Source organism: Blautia marasmi, assembly GCF_900258535.1.
GTDB lineage: Bacteria > Bacillota > Clostridia > Lachnospirales > Lachnospiraceae > Blautia > Blautia hominis.
Map to the genome: position 1 here is coordinate 720994 of NZ_OIWX01000001.1, position 18929 is coordinate 739922.

At 47.5% G+C, this 18929-nt stretch carries 16 protein-coding genes; 2 read left to right on the top strand and 14 right to left on the bottom strand.

Annotated elements, in window-relative coordinates; all coding sequences use genetic code 11:
* Window positions 1-57: 57 nt before the first annotated feature.
* A complete protein-coding gene (gene asnB / locus C6P39_RS03070) occupies window positions 58-1908 on the top strand; it encodes an asparagine synthase (glutamine-hydrolyzing) (RefSeq protein ID WP_104802780.1) in 1851 nt (616 codons plus the stop codon).
* Window positions 1909-2054: 146 nt separating this feature from the next.
* Here asnB and tsaA read toward each other — a convergent pair whose 3' ends face one another.
* From tsaA to C6P39_RS03140, 14 genes are all read right to left on the bottom strand, one after another.
* A complete protein-coding gene (gene tsaA / locus C6P39_RS03075; protein ID WP_104802781.1) occupies window positions 2055-2735 on the bottom strand; it encodes a tRNA (N6-threonylcarbamoyladenosine(37)-N6)-methyltransferase TrmO in 681 nt (226 codons plus the stop codon).
* A 307-nt stretch (window positions 2736-3042) separates the two neighbouring features.
* A complete protein-coding gene (locus tag C6P39_RS03080; protein ID WP_104802782.1) occupies window positions 3043-4662 on the bottom strand; it encodes an ABC transporter ATP-binding protein in 1620 nt (539 codons plus the stop codon).
* 436 nt (window positions 4663-5098) lie between these two features.
* Window positions 5099-5638 (bottom strand): DUF1697 domain-containing protein, encoded by a 540-nt coding sequence (locus tag C6P39_RS03085; RefSeq protein ID WP_104802783.1) that lies wholly within the window; start codon window positions 5636-5638, stop codon window positions 5099-5101.
* Between the two features lie 73 nt (window positions 5639-5711).
* Window positions 5712-6746 carry an ArsR/SmtB family transcription factor gene (locus C6P39_RS03090; RefSeq protein WP_104802784.1) on the bottom strand — a complete coding sequence of 345 codons (1035 nt, stop codon included), beginning with the start codon at window positions 6744-6746 and terminating at the stop codon, window positions 5712-5714.
* A 63-nt stretch (window positions 6747-6809) separates the two neighbouring features.
* Window positions 6810-7985: a GGDEF domain-containing protein gene (locus C6P39_RS03095; protein WP_158661443.1), complete on the bottom strand. Its 1176-nt coding sequence runs from the start codon at window positions 7983-7985 to the stop codon at window positions 6810-6812.
* Window positions 7972-10137, bottom strand: a complete 2166-nt coding sequence (locus C6P39_RS03100; RefSeq protein WP_104802786.1) for an EAL domain-containing protein — start codon at window positions 10135-10137, stop codon at window positions 7972-7974. The genes C6P39_RS03095 and C6P39_RS03100 overlap by 14 nt, the downstream gene beginning before the upstream one ends.
* A 401-nt stretch (window positions 10138-10538) precedes the next feature.
* The gene (locus C6P39_RS03105) at window positions 10539-11300 is read right to left on the bottom strand and encodes an AlkZ-related protein (protein WP_242986888.1); all 762 of its coding nucleotides are present in this window, start codon (window positions 11298-11300) and stop codon (window positions 10539-10541) included.
* 435 nt (window positions 11301-11735) lie between these two features.
* Window positions 11736-12890 carry a hypothetical protein gene (locus C6P39_RS03110; RefSeq protein WP_104802787.1) on the bottom strand — a complete coding sequence of 385 codons (1155 nt, stop codon included), beginning with the start codon at window positions 12888-12890 and terminating at the stop codon, window positions 11736-11738.
* A complete protein-coding gene (locus C6P39_RS03115) occupies window positions 12880-13422 on the bottom strand; it encodes an RNA polymerase sigma factor (RefSeq protein ID WP_095173381.1) in 543 nt (180 codons plus the stop codon). Before C6P39_RS03115 ends, C6P39_RS03110 begins: the two co-directional genes overlap by 11 nt.
* A gap of 179 nt (window positions 13423-13601) precedes the next feature.
* The gene (locus C6P39_RS03120; RefSeq protein ID WP_158661444.1) at window positions 13602-14957 is read right to left on the bottom strand and encodes a sensor histidine kinase; all 1356 of its coding nucleotides are present in this window, start codon (window positions 14955-14957) and stop codon (window positions 13602-13604) included.
* Complete coding sequence (locus C6P39_RS03125; RefSeq protein ID WP_104802789.1) at window positions 14936-15607, bottom strand: response regulator transcription factor; 672 nt, start codon at window positions 15605-15607, stop codon at window positions 14936-14938. Before C6P39_RS03125 ends, C6P39_RS03120 begins: the two co-directional genes overlap by 22 nt.
* 2 nt (window positions 15608-15609) lie before the next feature.
* Window positions 15610-16356, bottom strand: a complete 747-nt coding sequence (locus C6P39_RS03130) for a lantibiotic immunity ABC transporter MutG family permease subunit (RefSeq protein WP_104802790.1) — start codon at window positions 16354-16356, stop codon at window positions 15610-15612.
* Window position 16357: 1 nt separating this feature from the next.
* Window positions 16358-17086: a lantibiotic immunity ABC transporter MutE/EpiE family permease subunit gene (locus tag C6P39_RS03135; protein ID WP_158661445.1), complete on the bottom strand. Its 729-nt coding sequence runs from the start codon at window positions 17084-17086 to the stop codon at window positions 16358-16360.
* A gap of 1 nt (window position 17087) precedes the next feature.
* On the bottom strand, window positions 17088-17789 hold the full coding sequence (locus tag C6P39_RS03140) for a lantibiotic protection ABC transporter ATP-binding protein (protein ID WP_104802792.1): 702 nt from the start codon (window positions 17787-17789) through the stop codon (window positions 17088-17090).
* 281 nt (window positions 17790-18070) lie between these two features.
* Here C6P39_RS03140 and C6P39_RS03145 point away from each other — a divergent pair, with 281 nt between their 5' ends.
* Window positions 18071-18922, top strand: a complete 852-nt coding sequence (locus tag C6P39_RS03145) for an Rpn family recombination-promoting nuclease/putative transposase (protein ID WP_095173375.1) — start codon at window positions 18071-18073, stop codon at window positions 18920-18922.
* Window positions 18923-18929: the final 7 nt, after the last annotated feature.

Sequence of the window (18929 nt, forward strand, 5' to 3'; positions counted from 1 at the left end):
CCCGCAGCAGTATGCGGGCAAATCCCTTATGGGGTATCAGAAGAAAGGGGAAATTCTATGTGTGGTATCGCAGGATTTTGTAATCCGAAAAGAGATTTTACGGAGGAAAAGGGGAAATGGAATCACATCCTGGAGGAAATGAACCGGATACAAAAGCGCCGGGGACCGGATGACCAGGGGACTTATCTGGACAAAAGCTGCGGCCTGGCCCATGTGAGGCTGGAGATCATTGACCTTGTCACAGGTCATCAGCCTATGATACGAAAGAGTGCATCCGGCACTTATGCCATCGCATACAACGGTGAGATCTACAACATGCCTGAACTGAAAAAAGAACTGATAAAAGAAGGGGCTGTCTTTGAGACTGCCAGCGATACCGAAGTGATTTTAAACGGATTTATGCTGCACGGGAAGGAATACATCAAAAAATTAAATGGTATTTTTGCCATAGCTCTGTGGGATTCCGCCAAAAACCAACTGTCCCTTATCAGAGACCGCCTGGGGATCAAGCCTCTATTCTATACATGGGCTGACAAAACCCTGGTATTTTCCTCTGAGATCAAAGGTCTGTTCGCCTTCCCCGGGGTAACACCCCAGCTGGACAGGGACGGCCTGTGCGAAGTATTCGCTCTGGGGCCTGCTAAAAGTTACGGAAAAGGCGTCTTCAAAGATGTCAGTGAGGTACTTCCGGGACACTGCCTGACATTGGGACCAGGCGGAGTCTCTGAACATGCTTACTGGAACCTGGAAAGCCGCCCCCATACAGACTCTTTTGACGAGACCGTGGAAAAGACAGCCTGGCTGGTGGAGGACGCTGTTAAAAAACAGATGCTCTCCGACATTCCCATCAGCACCTTTCTCTCCGGCGGTGTGGACAGCAGCCTGGTCACCTCTATCTGTGCCGCAGAGCTGAAAAAACAGGGAAAAGTCCTGAACACCTTCTCTTTTGACTTTAAAGACAACAATAAATATTTCAGATCCAACGCCTTCCAGCCAAGCCAGGACCGTCCCTGGGCAGAAAAAATGGTGGAGTATGCCGGCACAAACCACCGTTTTCTGGAGTGCGACAATATGGCACAAGTGGACTGTCTGTTCAAAGCTGTGGACGCCAGAGATCTGCCGTGTATGGCGGACGTGGAATCCTCTATGCTCTACTTCTGTTCCCAGGTGGTGGAGCACAACAAAGTGACCCTCACAGGTGAATGCGCAGATGAAATCTTCGGCGGGTATCCCTGGTTCCATAAAAAAGAGGCATTTGAGGGAGACAATTTCCCCTGGTCCATGAGCATGGAGCCCAGAAAAGTCCTCCTGTCCGACGACTTTGCCGAATCCCTCGGCATGGAGGAATACGCACATGCCGCCTATGAAAAGACCATCCGTGAGACACCGGTCCTGCCGGGAGAGAATCCCGAAGAAAAACGCCGCCGTGAAATCTCCTATCTGAACCTGCGCTGGTTCATGGTGACACTGCTGGACCGCATGGACCGCACCAGCATGTATTCCGGCCTGGAAGCCCGTGTCCCCCTGGCAGACCACCGGATCGTGGAATACATCTTCAATGTCCCCTGGAGCATGAAGTGCCCGGACGGCATCGTCAAAGGCCTGCTGCGCCATGCAGGGGAAGGATATCTCCCAAAAGAGGTTCTCTGGAGGAAAAAAAGCCCCTACCCCAAAACCTATGACCCTGCCTATGAAAACCTTTTGGGCGACCGCCTAAAAGAAGTTCTGGCAGACCCCAATGCCCCCATCCGCCCAATCCTGGACACCCGCAAAGTACACGCATTCCTGGAAAGCCCCTCCGACTACGGTAAACCCTTCTACGGCCAGCTCATGGCCGGCCCCCAGATGCTCGCCTACATGCTCCAGGTGAACTACTGGCTGGAAAAATACAAGATCCGTATTTTGTAACCGGCAAAATCCTCTAAAAAGGCTGGAGAATCACTGTCATTCTCCAGCCGTCTAAAGCATCCTGCAGTCTTCAAAAAACCGCCCCATCTTTCCCATAAGCCTCTGCTCCGGCCTCTCTGCCCACAGCCTTTTCTGAATCAAAAACTTCATCCCTGAGGCACCACCTCACATACCGTAAGAAGTCCCTCCCTGACAGTAAAACGGACCTCCAGCCCTGCAAAGCCAAACCCATAGATCCGCTCCGGATCATTCTGATATGCAGGCCTTGGGTCATTGGCCAGAACGCCCCTGAGGGCCTTTCTCTTATGTTCCGGCACTTTTTTCTCCAGCTCCTCCGGAAATTCCACTTCCAGCCTGTCTTCCTTATGTCTGGACGCAAATCCGCCCTCTGCCTCCGGGTGGCTGTCCGCATGAGGAACATAAGGCTTAATATCCAGGATCGGCGTTCCATCCATTAAATCCGCCCCTCTCACATGAAGGACAGGGCCGTATTCCGGATGCATCTCAATCCGCTCCAGACGTACACAAGACAACCCGATGGGATTTGGCCGAAAAGGTGAACGTGTAGCAAATACCCCTTTCCTTATGTTTCCCCCAAGCCTGGGCGGTCTCACCATGGGCTGCCATTTATCTCTTGCCGATTCAGAAAACTCCCAAACAAGCCATATATGCGAAAACTCTTCCAGCCCCCTGAATGCGTCCGGATTCCTATACTTTGCCTCAAAAACCACCGTTCCCGCCAGATCCTCCACCAACCCACTCTGACGCGGGATCCCAAACTTCGCAGGAAAATCCGTCCGGATCCATCCTATCCGATTGATCTCCATAAAACATCCTCCCTTCCTCTCATACCCATTTTCCCATCCCCCTCAAAATCCACACACTCCCGCAGACCTAACATTTTTCCTATAGCATACCCCAGTTTTCTCCAACAATCAAGCCGTTTTGATCATACCCACAGTAACAGTTCAGACAAGCTGAACCGTTACGCATCCAGCCATTAAGAATCGCTTCGCGATGGGCCGGATAAAGCTGGCACTACTTTTTCATACGGTCAGCGCAGTAAATGCGCAGACCTGTCTGAACTGTTACTGCCCACAGCCACAACCAGTCAAAGGAAGGGAGGGCTATACATCAAACACCTAACCTCAAGATCCCATCATACTCCCCTTCCAGCCTCTCATCCATATGATGCGTGATGGTAATGACCGTCAACTCCCGTCTCTCCAACAGCCTTTTCTCGATCTCAAACGCCGTCTCCCGATCAATTGCAGACGTACCCTCATCCAGGATCAACACCGGCGTCCTCCTGATAAGTGCCCGCGCAACGGCGATCCTCTGCCTCTGTCCCCCGGATAAAAGCTGTCCGTTTTCGCCCACCTTACTGTCTATTCCTCCTTCCATCCCTGCAAGGAAATCCTCCATTCCGCTCTCCATCAACGCCTTATGTATCTCTTCATCCGAATACTGCCGTCCCAGGCAGATATTATCGCGGATATCCGTATCAAATAAAAACACATTCTGATGGATAACAGCTATCCGCCTGTTGATCTCCTCCTGCGGCATCTCCTTGAGGGAATGCCCATCTATCTCTATCTGCCCTTGAAAATCCCGGAAATATCCGGTCAAAAGTTTGATCAGCGTGGATTTCCCACACCCGCTTTGACCCACAACAGCATACTTTTTCCCTGCTTCAAACAGAAAATCCTCATGCTCCAGCACCTTCTGATCATCCGCATAAGAGAACGTAAGATCCGTACAGCGGATCGCATCCTGCAGTCCCTGCATTTCATATTCCTGTCTGCTGCTGTCCTCCCCTTCATTGCGGGATATATCCATCAGCTCCGCCAAATGCTCCATAACCGGTTTGATCCCCTGTATTTTTGGAATATTCTGCATCAGTATTACCACCGGTGTGACAAACGTCCCGCTAAGCTGGATCAACGCAAGAAGTGTTCCCATACTTACCTTTCCCTGCATCATCTGCCAGGCCGCCACAAACACGATCACAATAACTGTCAGGGAAGAAAAAATATCAGAAAAACTCTCATTTACTGCCATCAGCCTGTCGGCAGCAAATTTTTTGTCCGCAGTATCCTTATTCACTTTATGAAATCTGCCTAAAATACAGTGTAAGGCAGAATATCCCCGTATCACTTCATAGCCATTCAAAAAATCCTTTGCCGCCGCAGTAAAGGAGGACAGCTGTGCCGAATACGCGTCCTGCCGTTCCTGGAGTTTTTTCCCCATAAGCGCAGGCACCGCAAACAAGAGCACTAAAAACAGAAGCAATATAAAGGTCACCAGGGGACTTAAATATAACAGGATCCCAAGGGTAGCCAGAAAGAGCACTGCCATCTGGAAACAAAGCAGCAGCGGAACCAGATAATTATCCTCCACCAATTTCACATCATTCACAAGAGCGGACAGATAGTCCGCTGTATTCTGTGCTGTATACTCTTTGGGGTCTTGTTTCATCACCCCCTTAAAGACCCTGCCCCTCAGATATCGGGTCACATTCCTCAAAAGGATTTTCCCCAGTAAGGCTTCCGAAAAGCTGATGACTCCAAAAGCCAGCAGAAAAGCGGCCATCCCCCCCAGTACCCTGTAAAACTCTCTGATCTCCCCCGCAACAGCCACATCTATGACTCTCTGCAGGAAGATTGAGACAAATGCTGCCAATAACGAGGACAGCCCCCCAAGCAATATGGTGCCGCCCAGAAGCAGGCGGTCTTTTGGTTTATATAGTGTCATAATATCCCTCCCGATCATTGTGTTACCGCAATTATATTGTTTTACTTACGTGAAATATATTTCATGTATATAAAATATCATATAATTCTATATTAGCCAAATACATTCTATAAAAATCGAATTCAGAACAGAATAAATAGTAACTATTCCGTAGGTCTGTGCATTCACTGCGCTGACCGTAAGAAAGCATTCCGCAGCCAAGCAAAAATCCCATCGCCAAAGGCGATTCTGCTTGGATTTTTACTGTAACTGTGAGGGTACTGAACAGTTACAATAAATAAAAAAAGGGAGGTGCTGAAATGCATCTCCTCAAACTATAGCCAATCCATATTCCTATATTTTCTTTCTATACGGCGGTGTACAAACTAATAACCTTAACCGGCAAAATACATAACGATTCCTTTCCGCTCTTCCAAACCCGGCGCTGTTAAGGCTGTCACATACCTGCTATTTTTCTAACTGTATTAGCTGTCCGAATGGTGATCCTGCCGCTTACACCGGAACCGGCAGTCTTTGACCACCAATTTGTCTTTTGATAGTCCTTCCGGCTGAAGGACCAGAAAACAACATTTTTGTAATGATACACGCTCTCATATTCCGCTTTAGGCACTCCTATTTCATCATAGAACTCCTCATAAGATAAAGGAGGCAGAAGAAATATAAGGTTATCATATATCTCTCTATTATCATCTCCCCACCAATCAGGAGCATTCTTTAACAGCTCTGCTAATTCTTCCTGCAAAATAATAAAGACCGGTATCTCTAAATGAAATCTGTCTTTGATCATGAGCTGTACTTTATTTGAAAGAACGTCTTTATCCTCAATGGCATTTGAAAAGATAACATTACCACTGTTTAGATAGGTGACAATCTCTGCAAAACCAAGTTCTGCAAAGCACTTTTTTAATTCAGACATTGCTATCTTGTTTTTTCCGCTTATATTGATTCCCCTTAACAAGGCAATATATCTTTTCATAAACCACTTACTCCTCTACCGCTCCAAATCATACTGCTTGTCAAACAATCTTTGATCACAATATGTGGAGGTGTCATAAAAGCATCTCCTCCACCTTTTTCAGGAACTCCCGTATGGTGTCTTCCTGCAAACAATAATACACTTTTCCATCCCGCTTTTCCACGGTGACAAAATCGCAGAGCAACAGCGAGTTCATATGATGCGACACTGTTGAAGGCGACAATCCCAGACTCTCTGCCAGTTCCAGGTTGAATTTCCTGGAGCACTTCAGGTCACATAATATATCCAGTTTACTCTGGTCGCTCAGTGCCTTTGCCTGGCGGATGACCATTTCTTTAGACACATTTCCGGAATGTTTCCCTGTATCCAGGTATCCCATGAGAACTCCATGGTATCCGCACGTCAGCATAACGATCTGCGCCAGAGGTACTCCCATGGACATATATACTGCCTGGTTTTCTTCACAGAGCTCTGCCATTTTTGCATAAGATTCATTGCCTTCCAGATTTTCTTTTTTCTGCAGCAGCTTTTCCAAAGGCTTCTTCACAGAATCCCTGGCTTTTTCAAATGCCGGAAGATTCAGTCTGATCATTTCGCCAAGCTGTTCCAGCCGGTAGACGGGTCTTCTCAGCCAATCCAGGACATACCACTTTTCCTCACTTTTCACAGGCAGGCCGTCCATAAACTCCAAAAGTGTCTTTTCCCCTGAAAGGTCCGGCAGGTCATCTTCTGTCTTGATATCAGGATTTTTTTCCATGTCTACAAGGTAATAGGCCAATCTTCTGCGCATTGCGGCCGGATCTGCCTGCCCGGGGTTCTCCAGATACTGGCGGTTCTCCACAGCCAAAGCTACGATCCAAAAAAACATATCCTGGGATTTATCTTTATAAAAAAACTCCTCCTGGGGGGTCTTAACTTTATGTTTCAGAAAGGTCCTGACATACTTCTCTACCGGCGGAAAATATTTCTGGTAAAACATCTCCCCTCCAAGTCCGAAGCCGTTGAGATCCCGGATGATCTCTTCCCGCCATGTTTCGGGATTTTCTACACTAAGCAGAGCAAGGGTCTCAAACAAAGGGTCCAGCTCTCTTTTTAGTACGATACCCATACAATTCCTCCCATATATATTTTATGCATATAGAATACCATAAAGGAATAGAAAAAGAAATCCCTACGGTTTCATATCCTCGTATTTTTCCTTTTTCTGCAGATACATCTGTGTATCTGCTCTTTTATAGGTATCTTCAAGGGATTGATCCGTGGTATCATCGTAAACAGCGTATCCTGCAGACATCCGAATCTCCACACCTGCAGCCAGTCCCTCAGCCGGTTTCCTTTGGCAGACCTTATCCAGCATTTCCAGGATACGCTCGCGCGGCACCTCACGAAGGATGATGGCAAACTCATCTCCTCCTGTCCGATACAGGGCTGCAGACTTCGGAAGACATGTTTTAAGGATCCCGCACCCCGCCTGAATATACTTATCTCCGGCAGTGTGCCCAAAAGTGTCATTGATGTGCTTTAATCCATCTAAGTCAACGGAGACAACAGCAAGTCCTTTCTTTGTCCTCATTGTCTCCAGGTTGTGGATATCCACTTCAAAAGCATTTCTGTTTTTCAGCCCTGTGAGCAAATCCGTATTGGCCATATCCTTGTAGGCCGGATTGGAGATCCTGCGGAAAAGCACCACGGCTGTAATGGCGGCAAGAACACAAAAAATGCAGATGATGAGCGGAGCCGCAAACTTCATATTGCTGAAAGTGCGGTACTGGCTGGAAGCATCAAATTCAATTCCCAGTACCCCCACCACCTCATCTTCGTCATGCATGGGAAAATAAGCGATGAAAACATTTCCCCAACTGGTATGATTGATGTCCTTGGGAAGCACCACCTGGTTCTCCATGGCCTTCTTCATATCCGGATAGCACTCCGGTTCAATGGCATCTCCTATATACCGGAAATCCTTGCCGGTGTCCGGCAGTCCATCCACCAGATAGATAAATGTACCGTCTTCCTTTTCCTTGGCTGTGTAGAGATATCGGACACCTGTGGCTGTTTTGACACTTTCCAGTGTCCTTTTTGCCTCCTGGTAGAGATAAGACGTGCCGTCCGCCCTGCTGTTCAGCCTCCGAAAGGTCTCCACATCCAGTTTGCCGTCCGCATACTCATAGATACTGTTTGCCCTGGCACAAAGCGCCCGGATCATTCCGTTATAAGTCAGGCTGTAACTCACCCCAAAAGTAAGTCCGCAGGAAATGATCACAATAATGGCGGTCATAAGAAAAACCTGCACATCAACTCTGTATATCCCTTTAAAAGTTTCCGGCTTGGTTTTATTTCGCTTCATCTTCCACCTCACTGTAGGATACATTTTCCACCATACCCACCGCCTTTACTGTTTTTCCGTCTTTATCCCTGATCGCAGTGAGGGTAATGCGGTTGCGGACGGTACTGCCATCCCCCATTTTTGCCTTGACCACACAGGAGGCTCTGTCCTCCCCCCTGTAAATAGCACGGTATATATCCCGGAAGGCTTCCTCGTATCCTTGGCACACCGTACCCTGTTCAATAAATCCCTCCGGTGCATTTGCCACCGTGGCATCCAGCCCAAACGCCTTCTGCGCATATTCAGAATAATATGCGGTACGCGTCTCCGTGTCCAGTTCAAAGATCACAGATCTTGTAGCCTCCATAGCCAGCCGGAAGCGCTCCTCACTTATGCGGAGATTCTCAATGCTGTTCATCCGTACGGTCTCATCCGACAGGGCTGCGTAAAATATCTCACTGCCAAAATTGGAAGTCAGGCAGAAAAAACGTATCCTCAGCCAAAGGACAGACGCACCCTTTCTTTTTCTCACAAAAACCTCTGCGCCCTTTTCCTCTTTGCTGCGTTTTGCTTCTGAGAGGGCATCGGTTATCTTCTCCCTGTCCTCAGGGAAAATATCCTGCATAACATCCACATGGCCGCTTCCACTCATCCAGTATTCGCCCATCAGCCGGCAGTATTCCCCGTTAGCCCTCAGAACAAAGAGGTGGGTCCCATCGTAGCTGTACTGAGCCACAGCACCTGTAATATTACCCAACAGCCGGTCGGTCAATGTGTCTTTGTGGAACAGATCACTCAAATCCAGAAGGTGGCTGCTCTCCACCCGTTTTTTCCCACCGTCACAAAAGTCTACTTTGTCAGGCGCAAGAAGCAGATCCTCAAATTCCTCGATACTCATAGGGCAGTAGTAATAAAAGCCCTGCCCATAGACACAGCCCACACTGCGCAGTGTCTTCACATGTTCTTCCCGGTTGACCCCCTCAGCGATCACCGGCAGATTCAGCCATTTGCTCATATGCAGGATCGCATCCAGTATACCCAGGCTTTTCAGCCCCTCCCCCTCCATAAAATGCATATCCATTTTTAGGATGTCAATATTGGTGCTGCTCAGCATATTCAGGGATGAATACCCATTGCCGAAGTCATCCATCAGAATTGTAAATCCGTTTTTCTTCAGCCTCTCCGTCTCCTTAATGATCCGCTCAGACTGACCGGCATATACACTTTCTGTGATTTCCAGTTCGATCAAACCGGATGGGATATGATACCGCTCCATTATGTCTGTGAGCACAGAACACACGTCCATGTCAAAAATATCCATGCGCGACAGATTTACGGATACGGGCACACAGGTACCGCCCTTGTCAAGCCAACGCCTGATCCAGGCAGCCGTCTCCTCCCAGACATACAGATCCAGCTTTTCGATAAAATGGTTTTTCTCGAACAATGGCACAAAATCCCCGGGAAGCAGCAGACCTTTTTGAGGATGCTGCCAGCGTACCAGAGCTTCTGCCCCCACTACTTTACCGCTCTCCATATTGCATTTTGGCTGCATATAGATTTTAAATTCCCTGTTTTTGATCCCTGCTTCCATGCTGTTGGTGATCTCCTGCTCTCTGAGGAGATTTTCCCGCATACTTTCCCGGTACACTGCCACATGGTGGTCATTGCCTTTAACCGAATTCAGGGCCATCAGTGCCCTGCCGCACATATTTCCGGCGGGAATCACTTCCTCCTCCATGCGATAGATCCCAACTGCCAAAACCGCCTGGGCGTTTACAGGGCTTCCGCTGAAGATCCCCAGCAGATGATCCACTGTGCTTTTCTCATCTTCCACAGGAATGCAGAGAGCAAAGACATCATCCCTCAGGTTCCCCGCAATATGCTTTTCTTTGCGCGAAATGTACCTAAGCTGCTCTGCCACGTATTTTAAAAGCAGGTCTCCCTGCTCTTCACCGTACAATTCATTTATCATTTTAAACCGTTCAATATCTATGCAGATGATTTCAAAGCGGATATGAGGGTTCTGCTTTATCGCTCCGTCGGCAGATGCGCAGAAAGCCTCCCTGTTGAACAAACCCGTAACTTGGTCATATTGTTTCAGCCGTATGATCTCTTCTCTTAACCTTCTGTTCTCATTCTGCAGTTCTTTATCTTTCCTATCTTTCTGCATTTTTGTTCCTCAACGATTCTTTCGTAATATTCGGGGCTTTATACATATTTTTATTCTAACACTGCTATGGGTAAATTGCTATATAATTATCCTTATGGTTTCAGAGCTGACTTCCCAAGAGTTACTGTTTACTCCGTGTCCAGTAACACGCTCCGCGACGCGCACATATGGAGCATTCTGCCCCATATCGCGCTGGCTGCCTCGGAATTTTCATGCTTCCGGCATGAAAACGCCTCCCGGTACAGTGGTAACTCCCAAGATGAACGTTCAGGCAGCGGAACTGTCACCTAAATTCCCCGGATATTGATTTATACACTGGGATATATGCCAAAAAACAGGCGGTTCATCCAGCCATGACTGGGGTATGCCGCCCGTTTTCCTTATCTGCGCTATTTGACAGATCACCTTCCGGCTCTGCCATATATAAATTTATGTATGTTTCTGTCCGATGCAAGGGGGGTCAGCCTCAGAACCTGTTCCCGGATCCTTTCCTCTGCTTCCTTGCTGCTGACTGCGGACGCCGCCTTCAAAACTTCACGGTCCCAAAAGTCCTCTGTTTTGCAAAAGGCTGTGGAGTCCCAGCCGTAGGGTTTTCCCTCCGCACTGATTTTATGCCTTCTCCCGCAAATGGTGAGGAAAAGATTCATCTGCAGCTCCACTAAAGCCCTGTCAAAACGGGATTTGTCTTCTTTTCCAAACCCGGCTGCCTTCTTCAGTTCATGCAGCGGCATCACGCCTTCTTCCTCTATACTGGTATATATACGTTTTGCCTCATTGCTGATCCTGCCTTCCAGGTACATATCCATAAAATCCATACTGCCCCTGCGGCAGGCAAAAAAATACGGATACCATTCTTTGGTGATATACCCGCTTTTCCTGAAAAAGAATTTCGCGTATGCCGTATCATTTCTTTCATCCAAAACCCGCATACGCCACTCCCACGGGTCTGTCTCCTTGTCTCCTGTGTGCCACTTGACCGGCGTATCATATGGAGGCTCCTTGTCCCAATCCCAGTCAATAATGGAATATATGCCCTCCGAATTGCCGCCGCCCATGGAAAATCCGGCATCAAGCAGCACTTCTGTAAAATTCTCGTAATTCATTACTTTTTTCATCTCACACCCCGATCCCTGCACTGTACCTGCTTTCTTTGATCCGTACATAATAATTTACTTCCTGATTCTATCATTTTATTTTCCTTTCTGCAATCAAGATACCCTTCTATTCTACAACCGGCAACATGACATCTGTATGTCATCTTTCTTCCGTGCGCAGTGCAGGTTCAGAAAGGAACTGTCGGTTAATACCGATTTTTAAGCCCTTTACCAAAGAATAGGAATATCCCGTGTAATTGGGTGCCTTTCAGCACTTGATTTTCCACGGGATACTCCTACTTTTCTATTGACACTTATTTTTGACCGCAAAAGGGCCTTGTTCTTATATGCACATTATAACATGTAGTGGAAAAAGATGGTTGTCGTTAGCCATCCTTTTCTTTTTTAATTTCAGGGGAGCCAATGACTCCTACAAGTCATTGGCTCCCCTGTTTAGGTCAGTCTATTTCCCGACCGCCCCTTTATAATACCAATCATGTTAGACTAAAATACCGAAAAATCAATCATGTCGCCCAGGCTTTGCAACTGCTCTTTTGTCAGTGACACGGGACCCTCTGCCGGTTCATTTGTCTGGACGTTAATATATCCCCCGTTTCCATCCATATAAACATTTTCATCCCATACATCCGACATATTTATACGCACAAAATTCTCTGCTCCTTTGTAAAAAATATAACTGTGTTTTGTAACATGATTGATCATGAGTCCAAGGTTATCTCCATTTTTGTTTGTATATTCCCATTCCTCATAGTCTGACAGATCTCCCATATTCAGAACCATATCACCGAACACACCGTTTCTGTTCACTGACATGCCGCCTGTATATCTGTATTCCGGCTGGTTTTCTTCCAGTATGGGGCAGATGTCTCCATTGAAGTTCCCCTCCGGAAATACCCTTGCATAGCTCCAGATCAAATGCTCCTTATCCAGCAGAAAATCACGGATACCTGTCCTGTCCATGATCTCATTATAATCTACCACTGTCTCCGGTTCACTTAACAACTTCAGATCATACTTTTGGGATATCTCATCCACCTTGTCTGCTGTTCTTTGGGTGTTTACCCCATACGCGCTGCTGTATTCTGCCAATTCTTCCGGCAGTCCGTTTTTACTGATCTCCCCCACTGCCTGCAGTTCTTCTTCAGAATTTAAATTTTCTATAACATATTTGCTCCACTCCTGTGCCGCTTTATATTCATTACTCCCCTTCAGTGCACTTGCCACCATATTTATGGCTTCTTTCTCTTTGAGCACCTGTTTCTCCCCTTCCGCAGATTCAGATACATATTCTTTTTCCTCAACAGGATTGATCTTATCATCCACCAATATGTTATTTAATCCAAAAAAATCTGACGCACCTGCTGTAATTGCCAGGCCGGTCACTAATATTGCTGCTGCCGTAAGCGTAATCCACTTTTTCTTACTCATAGGTTTTCTCCCCTTCGCATTCCTGACTATGACCTCTCCTGCATCCACCTGGTCAAGCAGTCTTTGCTGCCGTTTTTCAAATGTATCAGAAAACTTGTGCTCCCCGCTGTTTTCTCCCATACGCTCCAGCTCCCATGCCTGCCCGATCAAATATAATATGTTCTCCATGCTGTCTTCCTTGTGAGGTTTTCTTTCCTTCTCATCCTTCACCCATCTCACCTCCCATTTCACTTCTGACCTTTTCTCTTGCACGGCGCAGCCTGGAGTAAATATTATCCTCGCTCAGATTCAGGCGCAGGGCAATCTCATGAACCGGCATTCCTTCAAAATATCTCATACACACAACTTCCCAATAATGTGCAGGCAGAACTTTCCTTATTTCCTGTATCAGTTCCCTATACTGCAGACTTTTCATATAAGACTCTATGGGCCTGTACGCGTCGGTCAGCCATTCCTGTTCCTCCACAGACACGTTCCCCTGCTCCCGTCTGTTTTTCCTATATATATCTATAGCCGCATTTTTCACAAACCGGGTCAGCAGCGCTTTTATCTTGTTCTCCTCCATCTGTCTGCATTTTCCCAGATAGGGTATAAACTTTTCATATGCGTCCCCAACCGCGTCCTCTGCCTGATACCGGTCATGCAGAATGGAAAAGGCAACTGCATACATCCCATTTCTGTATTTCATAAAAATATCTTCCAAAAGCACGGCATCCGGATGCTTTTTTCTTTCGCTCTCCACCCCTTCTTCTCCCTCCTGTTCTTAAGCGGATTTTTTCTTCGGAATGATCATTCTTACTAATAATAACGAATCACACCGGAAAATTTGGTCACTTCCGGATATTTTTTTACAAAAAACAGCGCATGCCAAAGTTCCCATAAAAAAAAGAACTTCTGCCTGCGCTGAATGCGGTTCCGGGTTTACCATGGCAGCCACACACGGACACATCCGCCTCCAAACACTTCGGAATTTCCTAATTCCAGCCTGCCGCCATGCTCCTCTATAATTCTGTCTGCAATAAACAATCCCAGACCGGAATGTACGCCCCCGCTTCTGGCACTGCTGCCTGTATAAAATTCTTCTTTTCCTTTTTTGAGCGCCTCCCCCGTAAATCCCGGGCCGCTGTCCTCCACAACGATCTCTAAACCATCCTCCGGGGCAGAGGTCCCCAGACAGATGGTCCCCCCCTGCCCTGCATATTCCGCGGCATTGGCTATGATATTCAGCAGTGCCCGTTCCAGGCGCTGCTCGTCTGCCTGTATTTCCCTGCGGATCTCTGCTGCCTTCCACATCAGGACCGCCTGTTTTTCCGCTGCCATCCCCTGTGATTTTTTGTGTATCTCCTCCAGGAATGCATCTGCGCAGACAATCTTTTTTACAAACCCCGCCGGCTGCTTCCCTCTTGTCATATCCAAAAGCTGCTCCACATACCCCTGCATCTGACGGATACTAACTTCTATGGCCTCCACACAGGCGCGTTCTTCCTCCTTAAGGGTGCTCTCCAGCAACAGTTCGTTGTATCCCCTCACAATGGTAATGGGTGTTTTCAGATCATGAGCCAATGCCGATATCTTCTCCTGTCTGGCTTTTTCCATATCCCACTGGCTCATCAGGGATTTTTTCAGCGCCTCCTTCATGTGATCCAGGGCAGCCCCCACACGATCAATCTCGCGGACACCGCAGTTTTGCACCTGGAATTCCAGATTCTCCTGCTCTATTTTTTCAATGGCACTCTGTATACCGTTCATCTTCCGCTCCAGCATCCTACCAAATCGCACAGCCATATACATCAAAAATGCCAGGATCTCCAGTATTACACATCCATATATGATCTCCTCCGCTGCCGGAAGATATTTCCGAAGCTTGGGGTCCGCAAATTGAGCCTTGATGGAGTAACGCAGCACCAGAACTTCACCCTCCCGCTCCACCAACCGGTAAAAAATGCGGCTGATCCCGGAATACCCTCTGTGGCTTACTTCCCAGGCTTTCTCTGCATCCTTTTCAGGTATGGTCCCCTCTTTCCAGGTTCCTTCCTCTGTAAAAAGTGCATAATCCATCAGCGGAGGAATATCTTCCATGCGGATCTCCTCCGTATTTTTTAAATTATCTTTCTCCCGTTCATATTCAATATCCCCATAATTTGCAGGATAAATATAACCTGCCTGCATAGCCAGGGACATGAGTATAAAGCCAAGAAATGCCAAGATCAGAGACCCCAGCAGCCAGCTGACCAGATATTTTATAAAAAGCCATTTTAAACTTCTTTCTCTTTCCATGTATAGCCAATCCCCCATACGGTCTGTATCGGAATCCCGCCCAGTCCCTCTGCCTTCTGCCTGATATTTTTCACATGCATGGCAATCACGGAACTGTCACCCTCCGCGTCATAGCCGAACACGCTCTCGTAGATCTGATCTTTTGACAATGTCTGTCCGTGGTGCAGTGCCAAATATTCACAGATTGCATATTCCCCTTTTGTGAGGGGACAGACCTGCCCGTCTTTCTCCATCTGTTTCGCTCCCAGAAAAAAGCGGAAGCCCGATACCTCCAGGGCATGTTTTTTCTCCCGCTGGTCTCTTCTCAGATGTGCGTTGACCCTTGCCCGGATCTCTTCTGCACCAAAGGGCTTTTTCAGATAGTCATCTCCGCCCAGTCCAAGCCCGCGCAGTATATCTGCCTCCCCACTTTTGGCTGTCAGAAAAATGATCGGACAGTCCACCAGATCCCTTATTTCCCGGCATAATTCAAATCCGTCAAGCCCGGGCATCATAACATCCAGCAAGATCAAAGAATAGGCAGACAGGGAGAGCTTCCTAACCTCCAGAGGGCTGCCCACAGCCGTAACCCGGTGCCCGTCCCTCTCCAAAATCTTCTGTATTAAAGTAAGGAGCAGAGGATCATCATCCACTGCCAGAATTGATGCCATATCTATGCCTCCTCCCTACGGCCTTCAAACTTTTGAAACCATAAAAATGTCATGACTAAGAATAGCACAGATACTACCAGATAGCAAACTCCTCCAAGACGGAGCTGCCCCGTCAAATTTCCATATGTGCCCTGTTTGAGGGCAAGTAACATGGTGGAAAAACGCATACCATAGGAAGGCCACCACACATACCAGATTCCGTCGCCAAGTCCGGTCAGCATTACCGCTGAAACCACAGATTCCGCCACCCCTGCACCAATCGTCACCCCTTCTCCAAATTTAAGTCCCAAAAACAGATGCTCTGCATAGACGGGCAGGTTGGATGCCCAGAGTACCAGTGTCAGAAGGAAGATATCTCCCGCCTCCGGCCCCTCTCCCTGCAGGCACAGCACTGCCTGAAACCCAAATACCGCAATGGCCATAGCCAGCAGTCCTGACAAGAGCAGGAGCACGAGTTCTGCCCCCAGACCTTTCGCACGGCTGGGCATTGCAAGCAGGTTCTGCATCCTTCCCGCTTTAGCCTCCCTGTCTGTCAGCATTGCCGTCACAATCCCGGTAACAGCGGGATAGGCCATGGCTAAAAGTGTAACATAAGAAGTCAGATGTTCCCAGCCCCCTGCAGAACGCAGCCCCATGTATGCCACATATAAAAACACTCCCAAAACAGGAATGAGAATATGTGCCGCAAAAAAGAGAGAATGCCGCATTCTGTATCCGCTGCTTTTTAGAAACCTGTAAAATCCCTTCATCTCAGACCGCCTCCCGTCTTTCCCACCATTTTACACTGCCAAATACCGTTGCCGCCAGCAGCACAGCCACCATGCAGAAGCCAGACAGAAAAACAACGGGATCCAAAAGAGCATCCCCCGGCTCCAGTAAAAGCCCGTTTGGACGGATCAAAAGGACAGGGCACATAAGGCGGTCCGCGATGGAGAACGGAAACAGGAAAAACAACCCTTTTTCCACCACGGAAAAACTGAAAAAAGCAGCCAGAAGTCCCAGCATAACACATGGAATCATGCCAAGCTTTGAAGCCAGCATGAGATAAAAGGGAATCTGCCATAAGCTCACCGCCCAGACGATCAGCATGCCTGCTCCCCCAAAGCTGACGGGAACCGATGTGGTGAACACTATTCCAAGCAGACTGACGACAGCCCAAAAAATCCCTTGTGACAACAGCAGTTTCAGCGCCACAGCAATACATTTTGCAGTCCACTGTCCCGCCCCGAATACCGGTGAGGCCAGCATGGTCTGATAATGGAGTCTGATCTCACATCGTATATTCATGGCGCATAACAGCGGCACCAGACAAGGGTATAAGGTCCCATACCATATATTATAAGTAAACTGCTGGGCATACGGCCCCGCCATACTGATGAGGTACCCCAGCAAAATGGTGATAACCGGCATAACCCACATGGATCTTCCCATGGTGGAGTGCCGCATTTTAAGTAATTCCCCGCGGATCATTCCAATCATCTTATTCCCTCCCATTCTCTCTCACAACCTTCATAAAAAGCTCCTCCAGATTTTCTTTCCCGGAGATATCCCCCTCATATCCCAGGATACCTCCCGCTATGATACCGATACGGTCTGCGGTCTGCTGCACTTCACCCAGTATATGACTGGATAGGATAACGGTTATTCCCTGCTCCGGAAACCACCGAATCAGATTTCTAAGCTCTTGTATCCCAATAGGGTCCAGGCCGTTTGTGGGCTCATCCAGAATCAGGAGCCGGGGATTCCCAAGGAGGGCCGTGGCAATGCCCAGGCGCTGCTTCATTCCATAGGAAAAATGTCCTGCCCTTTTATTCCCCGTGTTTTTCAGGTCCACAGTATCCAGCACCTCATGGATCCTCTTCTCCGGAAGTCCCAGCTGCAGGGTGTGTACTCTCAGATTTTCTTCTGCCGTCAGATTTTCATAGATAGGCGGGTTTTCTATCAGCGCGCCAATATGGTATAAATCCTTTCTGCACCATTCATGATCTCCAAAATAAATCTTTCCTCCCGTTGGTCTCAGCAACCCTGTGATCATCTTCAGTATGGTGGATTTCCCCGCACCGTTTGGCCCCAGAAGGCCGTAGATACAGCCCTCCTCAATAGCCAGCGATACTTTGTTTACCGCTTTATGACCTTTAAATGACTTACTGAGATTTTCTGCCCTTAAAATATATTCGCTCATATAATTTCATCCTTTCTTTGAAAGCCGCGATCCCAGGCTTTCCTTTTCTTATACACAGGATAAAACGTAATTTTAAATTTTCTATAAAGACAGTGAAAAAATCCTGGGGTACTGTACAAGGTTGGGTAAACACCTCCCGATACAGTGGCCTGTGAACAGTAACGTCTATATTGCAATATTATATAAATTTAATAAATATAGTAATTGTAACTTTGCACACTATCAGTTATAATAGATTCACAGACAGAGTTTCCGTGTCATATTTTCCAGGAGGAAACCATATGGCAAGGAAAAAATTTGAACAGCTGGATCTAAAGGATGCTTTTCTCTTTTCCGCTGCGCTGGAAGATCCGGAGGCGTGCCGGCTGATACTGGAGTTATTTTTAGGGTATCCCATCGCAAATATAACCGTACACGCGGAACACAGTATTTTGCTCAGTTCTGATTTCAAAAGCGTCCGGCTGGATATCTATGCCAGTGACGAGTTATCCGTTGGCTATAACATGGAAATGCAAAACGAGAAGGAGAACAATCTGCCCATGCGGTCGCGGTATTACCAGAGCGAACTGGACATAGCCGCCTTAAAACCCGGAGAAGATTACAATGATATGAAGCCGGGCTATATTATTTTCATTTGTACGTTTGACCCATTTGGCAAAGGGCTGTACAAGTATACTTTTGAAAACCGCTGCCTGGAAACAGATATGCCTCTCGGAGATAAGACGATGAAAATCTTCTTTAACACAAAAGGTACCAATCCGGAGGATGTTTCAGAAGAACTGCTTGCATTTCTTGCGTATGTAGAAGACAGCACGGATTCTTGTGCAGAGAAAACCCAAAGTGAAACTGTTCATAAGATCCACAATAGGATCAAAGAATTGAAAAAGAATCGGGAAATGGGGGCGAAATTTATGCTGCTGGAAGAACTGATCAAAAGTGCTGAAAAAAAGGCCGGTGCTGAGGGACTTGTCAAAGGACGTATAGAAGGCATCTCTAAAGGAAGAAGCGAGGAGCAGAATCGCTACAGCAGACTGATTCTCCGGTTGGCCAAAGACGGACGAAGTGATCTGATCGTAAAAGCTGCTTCTGACACACATCTGCTGGATGCTTTATATCAGGAATATAAATTATAATCTGTAA

Bases quoted from the DNA above. Each gene is read 5' to 3' on its own strand.
- asnB (WP_104802780.1), top strand. From the start codon at position 58: ATGTGTGGTATCGCAGGATTTTGTAATCCGAAAAGAGATTTTACGGAG.
- tsaA (WP_104802781.1), bottom strand. From the start codon at position 2,735: ATGGAGATCAATCGGATAGGATGGATCCGGACGGATTTTCCTGCGAAG.
- C6P39_RS03080 (WP_104802782.1), bottom strand. From the start codon at position 4,662: ATGACACTATATAAACCAAAAGACCGCCTGCTTCTGGGCGGCACCATA.
- C6P39_RS03085 (WP_104802783.1), bottom strand. From the start codon at position 5,638: ATGAAAAGATATATTGCCTTGTTAAGGGGAATCAATATAAGCGGAAAA.
- C6P39_RS03090 (WP_104802784.1), bottom strand. From the start codon at position 6,746: ATGGGTATCGTACTAAAAAGAGAGCTGGACCCTTTGTTTGAGACCCTT.
- C6P39_RS03095 (WP_158661443.1), bottom strand. From the start codon at position 7,985: ATGAAGCGAAATAAAACCAAGCCGGAAACTTTTAAAGGGATATACAGA.
- C6P39_RS03100 (WP_104802786.1), bottom strand. From the start codon at position 10,137: ATGCAGAAAGATAGGAAAGATAAAGAACTGCAGAATGAGAACAGAAGG.
- C6P39_RS03105 (WP_242986888.1), bottom strand. From the start codon at position 11,300: ATGTACGGATCAAAGAAAGCAGGTACAGTGCAGGGATCGGGGTGTGAG.
- C6P39_RS03120 (WP_158661444.1), bottom strand. From the start codon at position 14,957: ATGGAAAGAGAAAGAAGTTTAAAATGGCTTTTTATAAAATATCTGGTC.
- C6P39_RS03125 (WP_104802789.1), bottom strand. From the start codon at position 15,607: ATGGCATCAATTCTGGCAGTGGATGATGATCCTCTGCTCCTTACTTTA.
- C6P39_RS03130 (WP_104802790.1), bottom strand. From the start codon at position 16,356: ATGAAGGGATTTTACAGGTTTCTAAAAAGCAGCGGATACAGAATGCGG.
- C6P39_RS03135 (WP_158661445.1), bottom strand. From the start codon at position 17,086: ATGATTGGAATGATCCGCGGGGAATTACTTAAAATGCGGCACTCCACC.
- C6P39_RS03140 (WP_104802792.1), bottom strand. From the start codon at position 17,789: ATGAGCGAATATATTTTAAGGGCAGAAAATCTCAGTAAGTCATTTAAA.
- C6P39_RS03145 (WP_095173375.1), top strand. From the start codon at position 18,071: ATGGCAAGGAAAAAATTTGAACAGCTGGATCTAAAGGATGCTTTTCTC.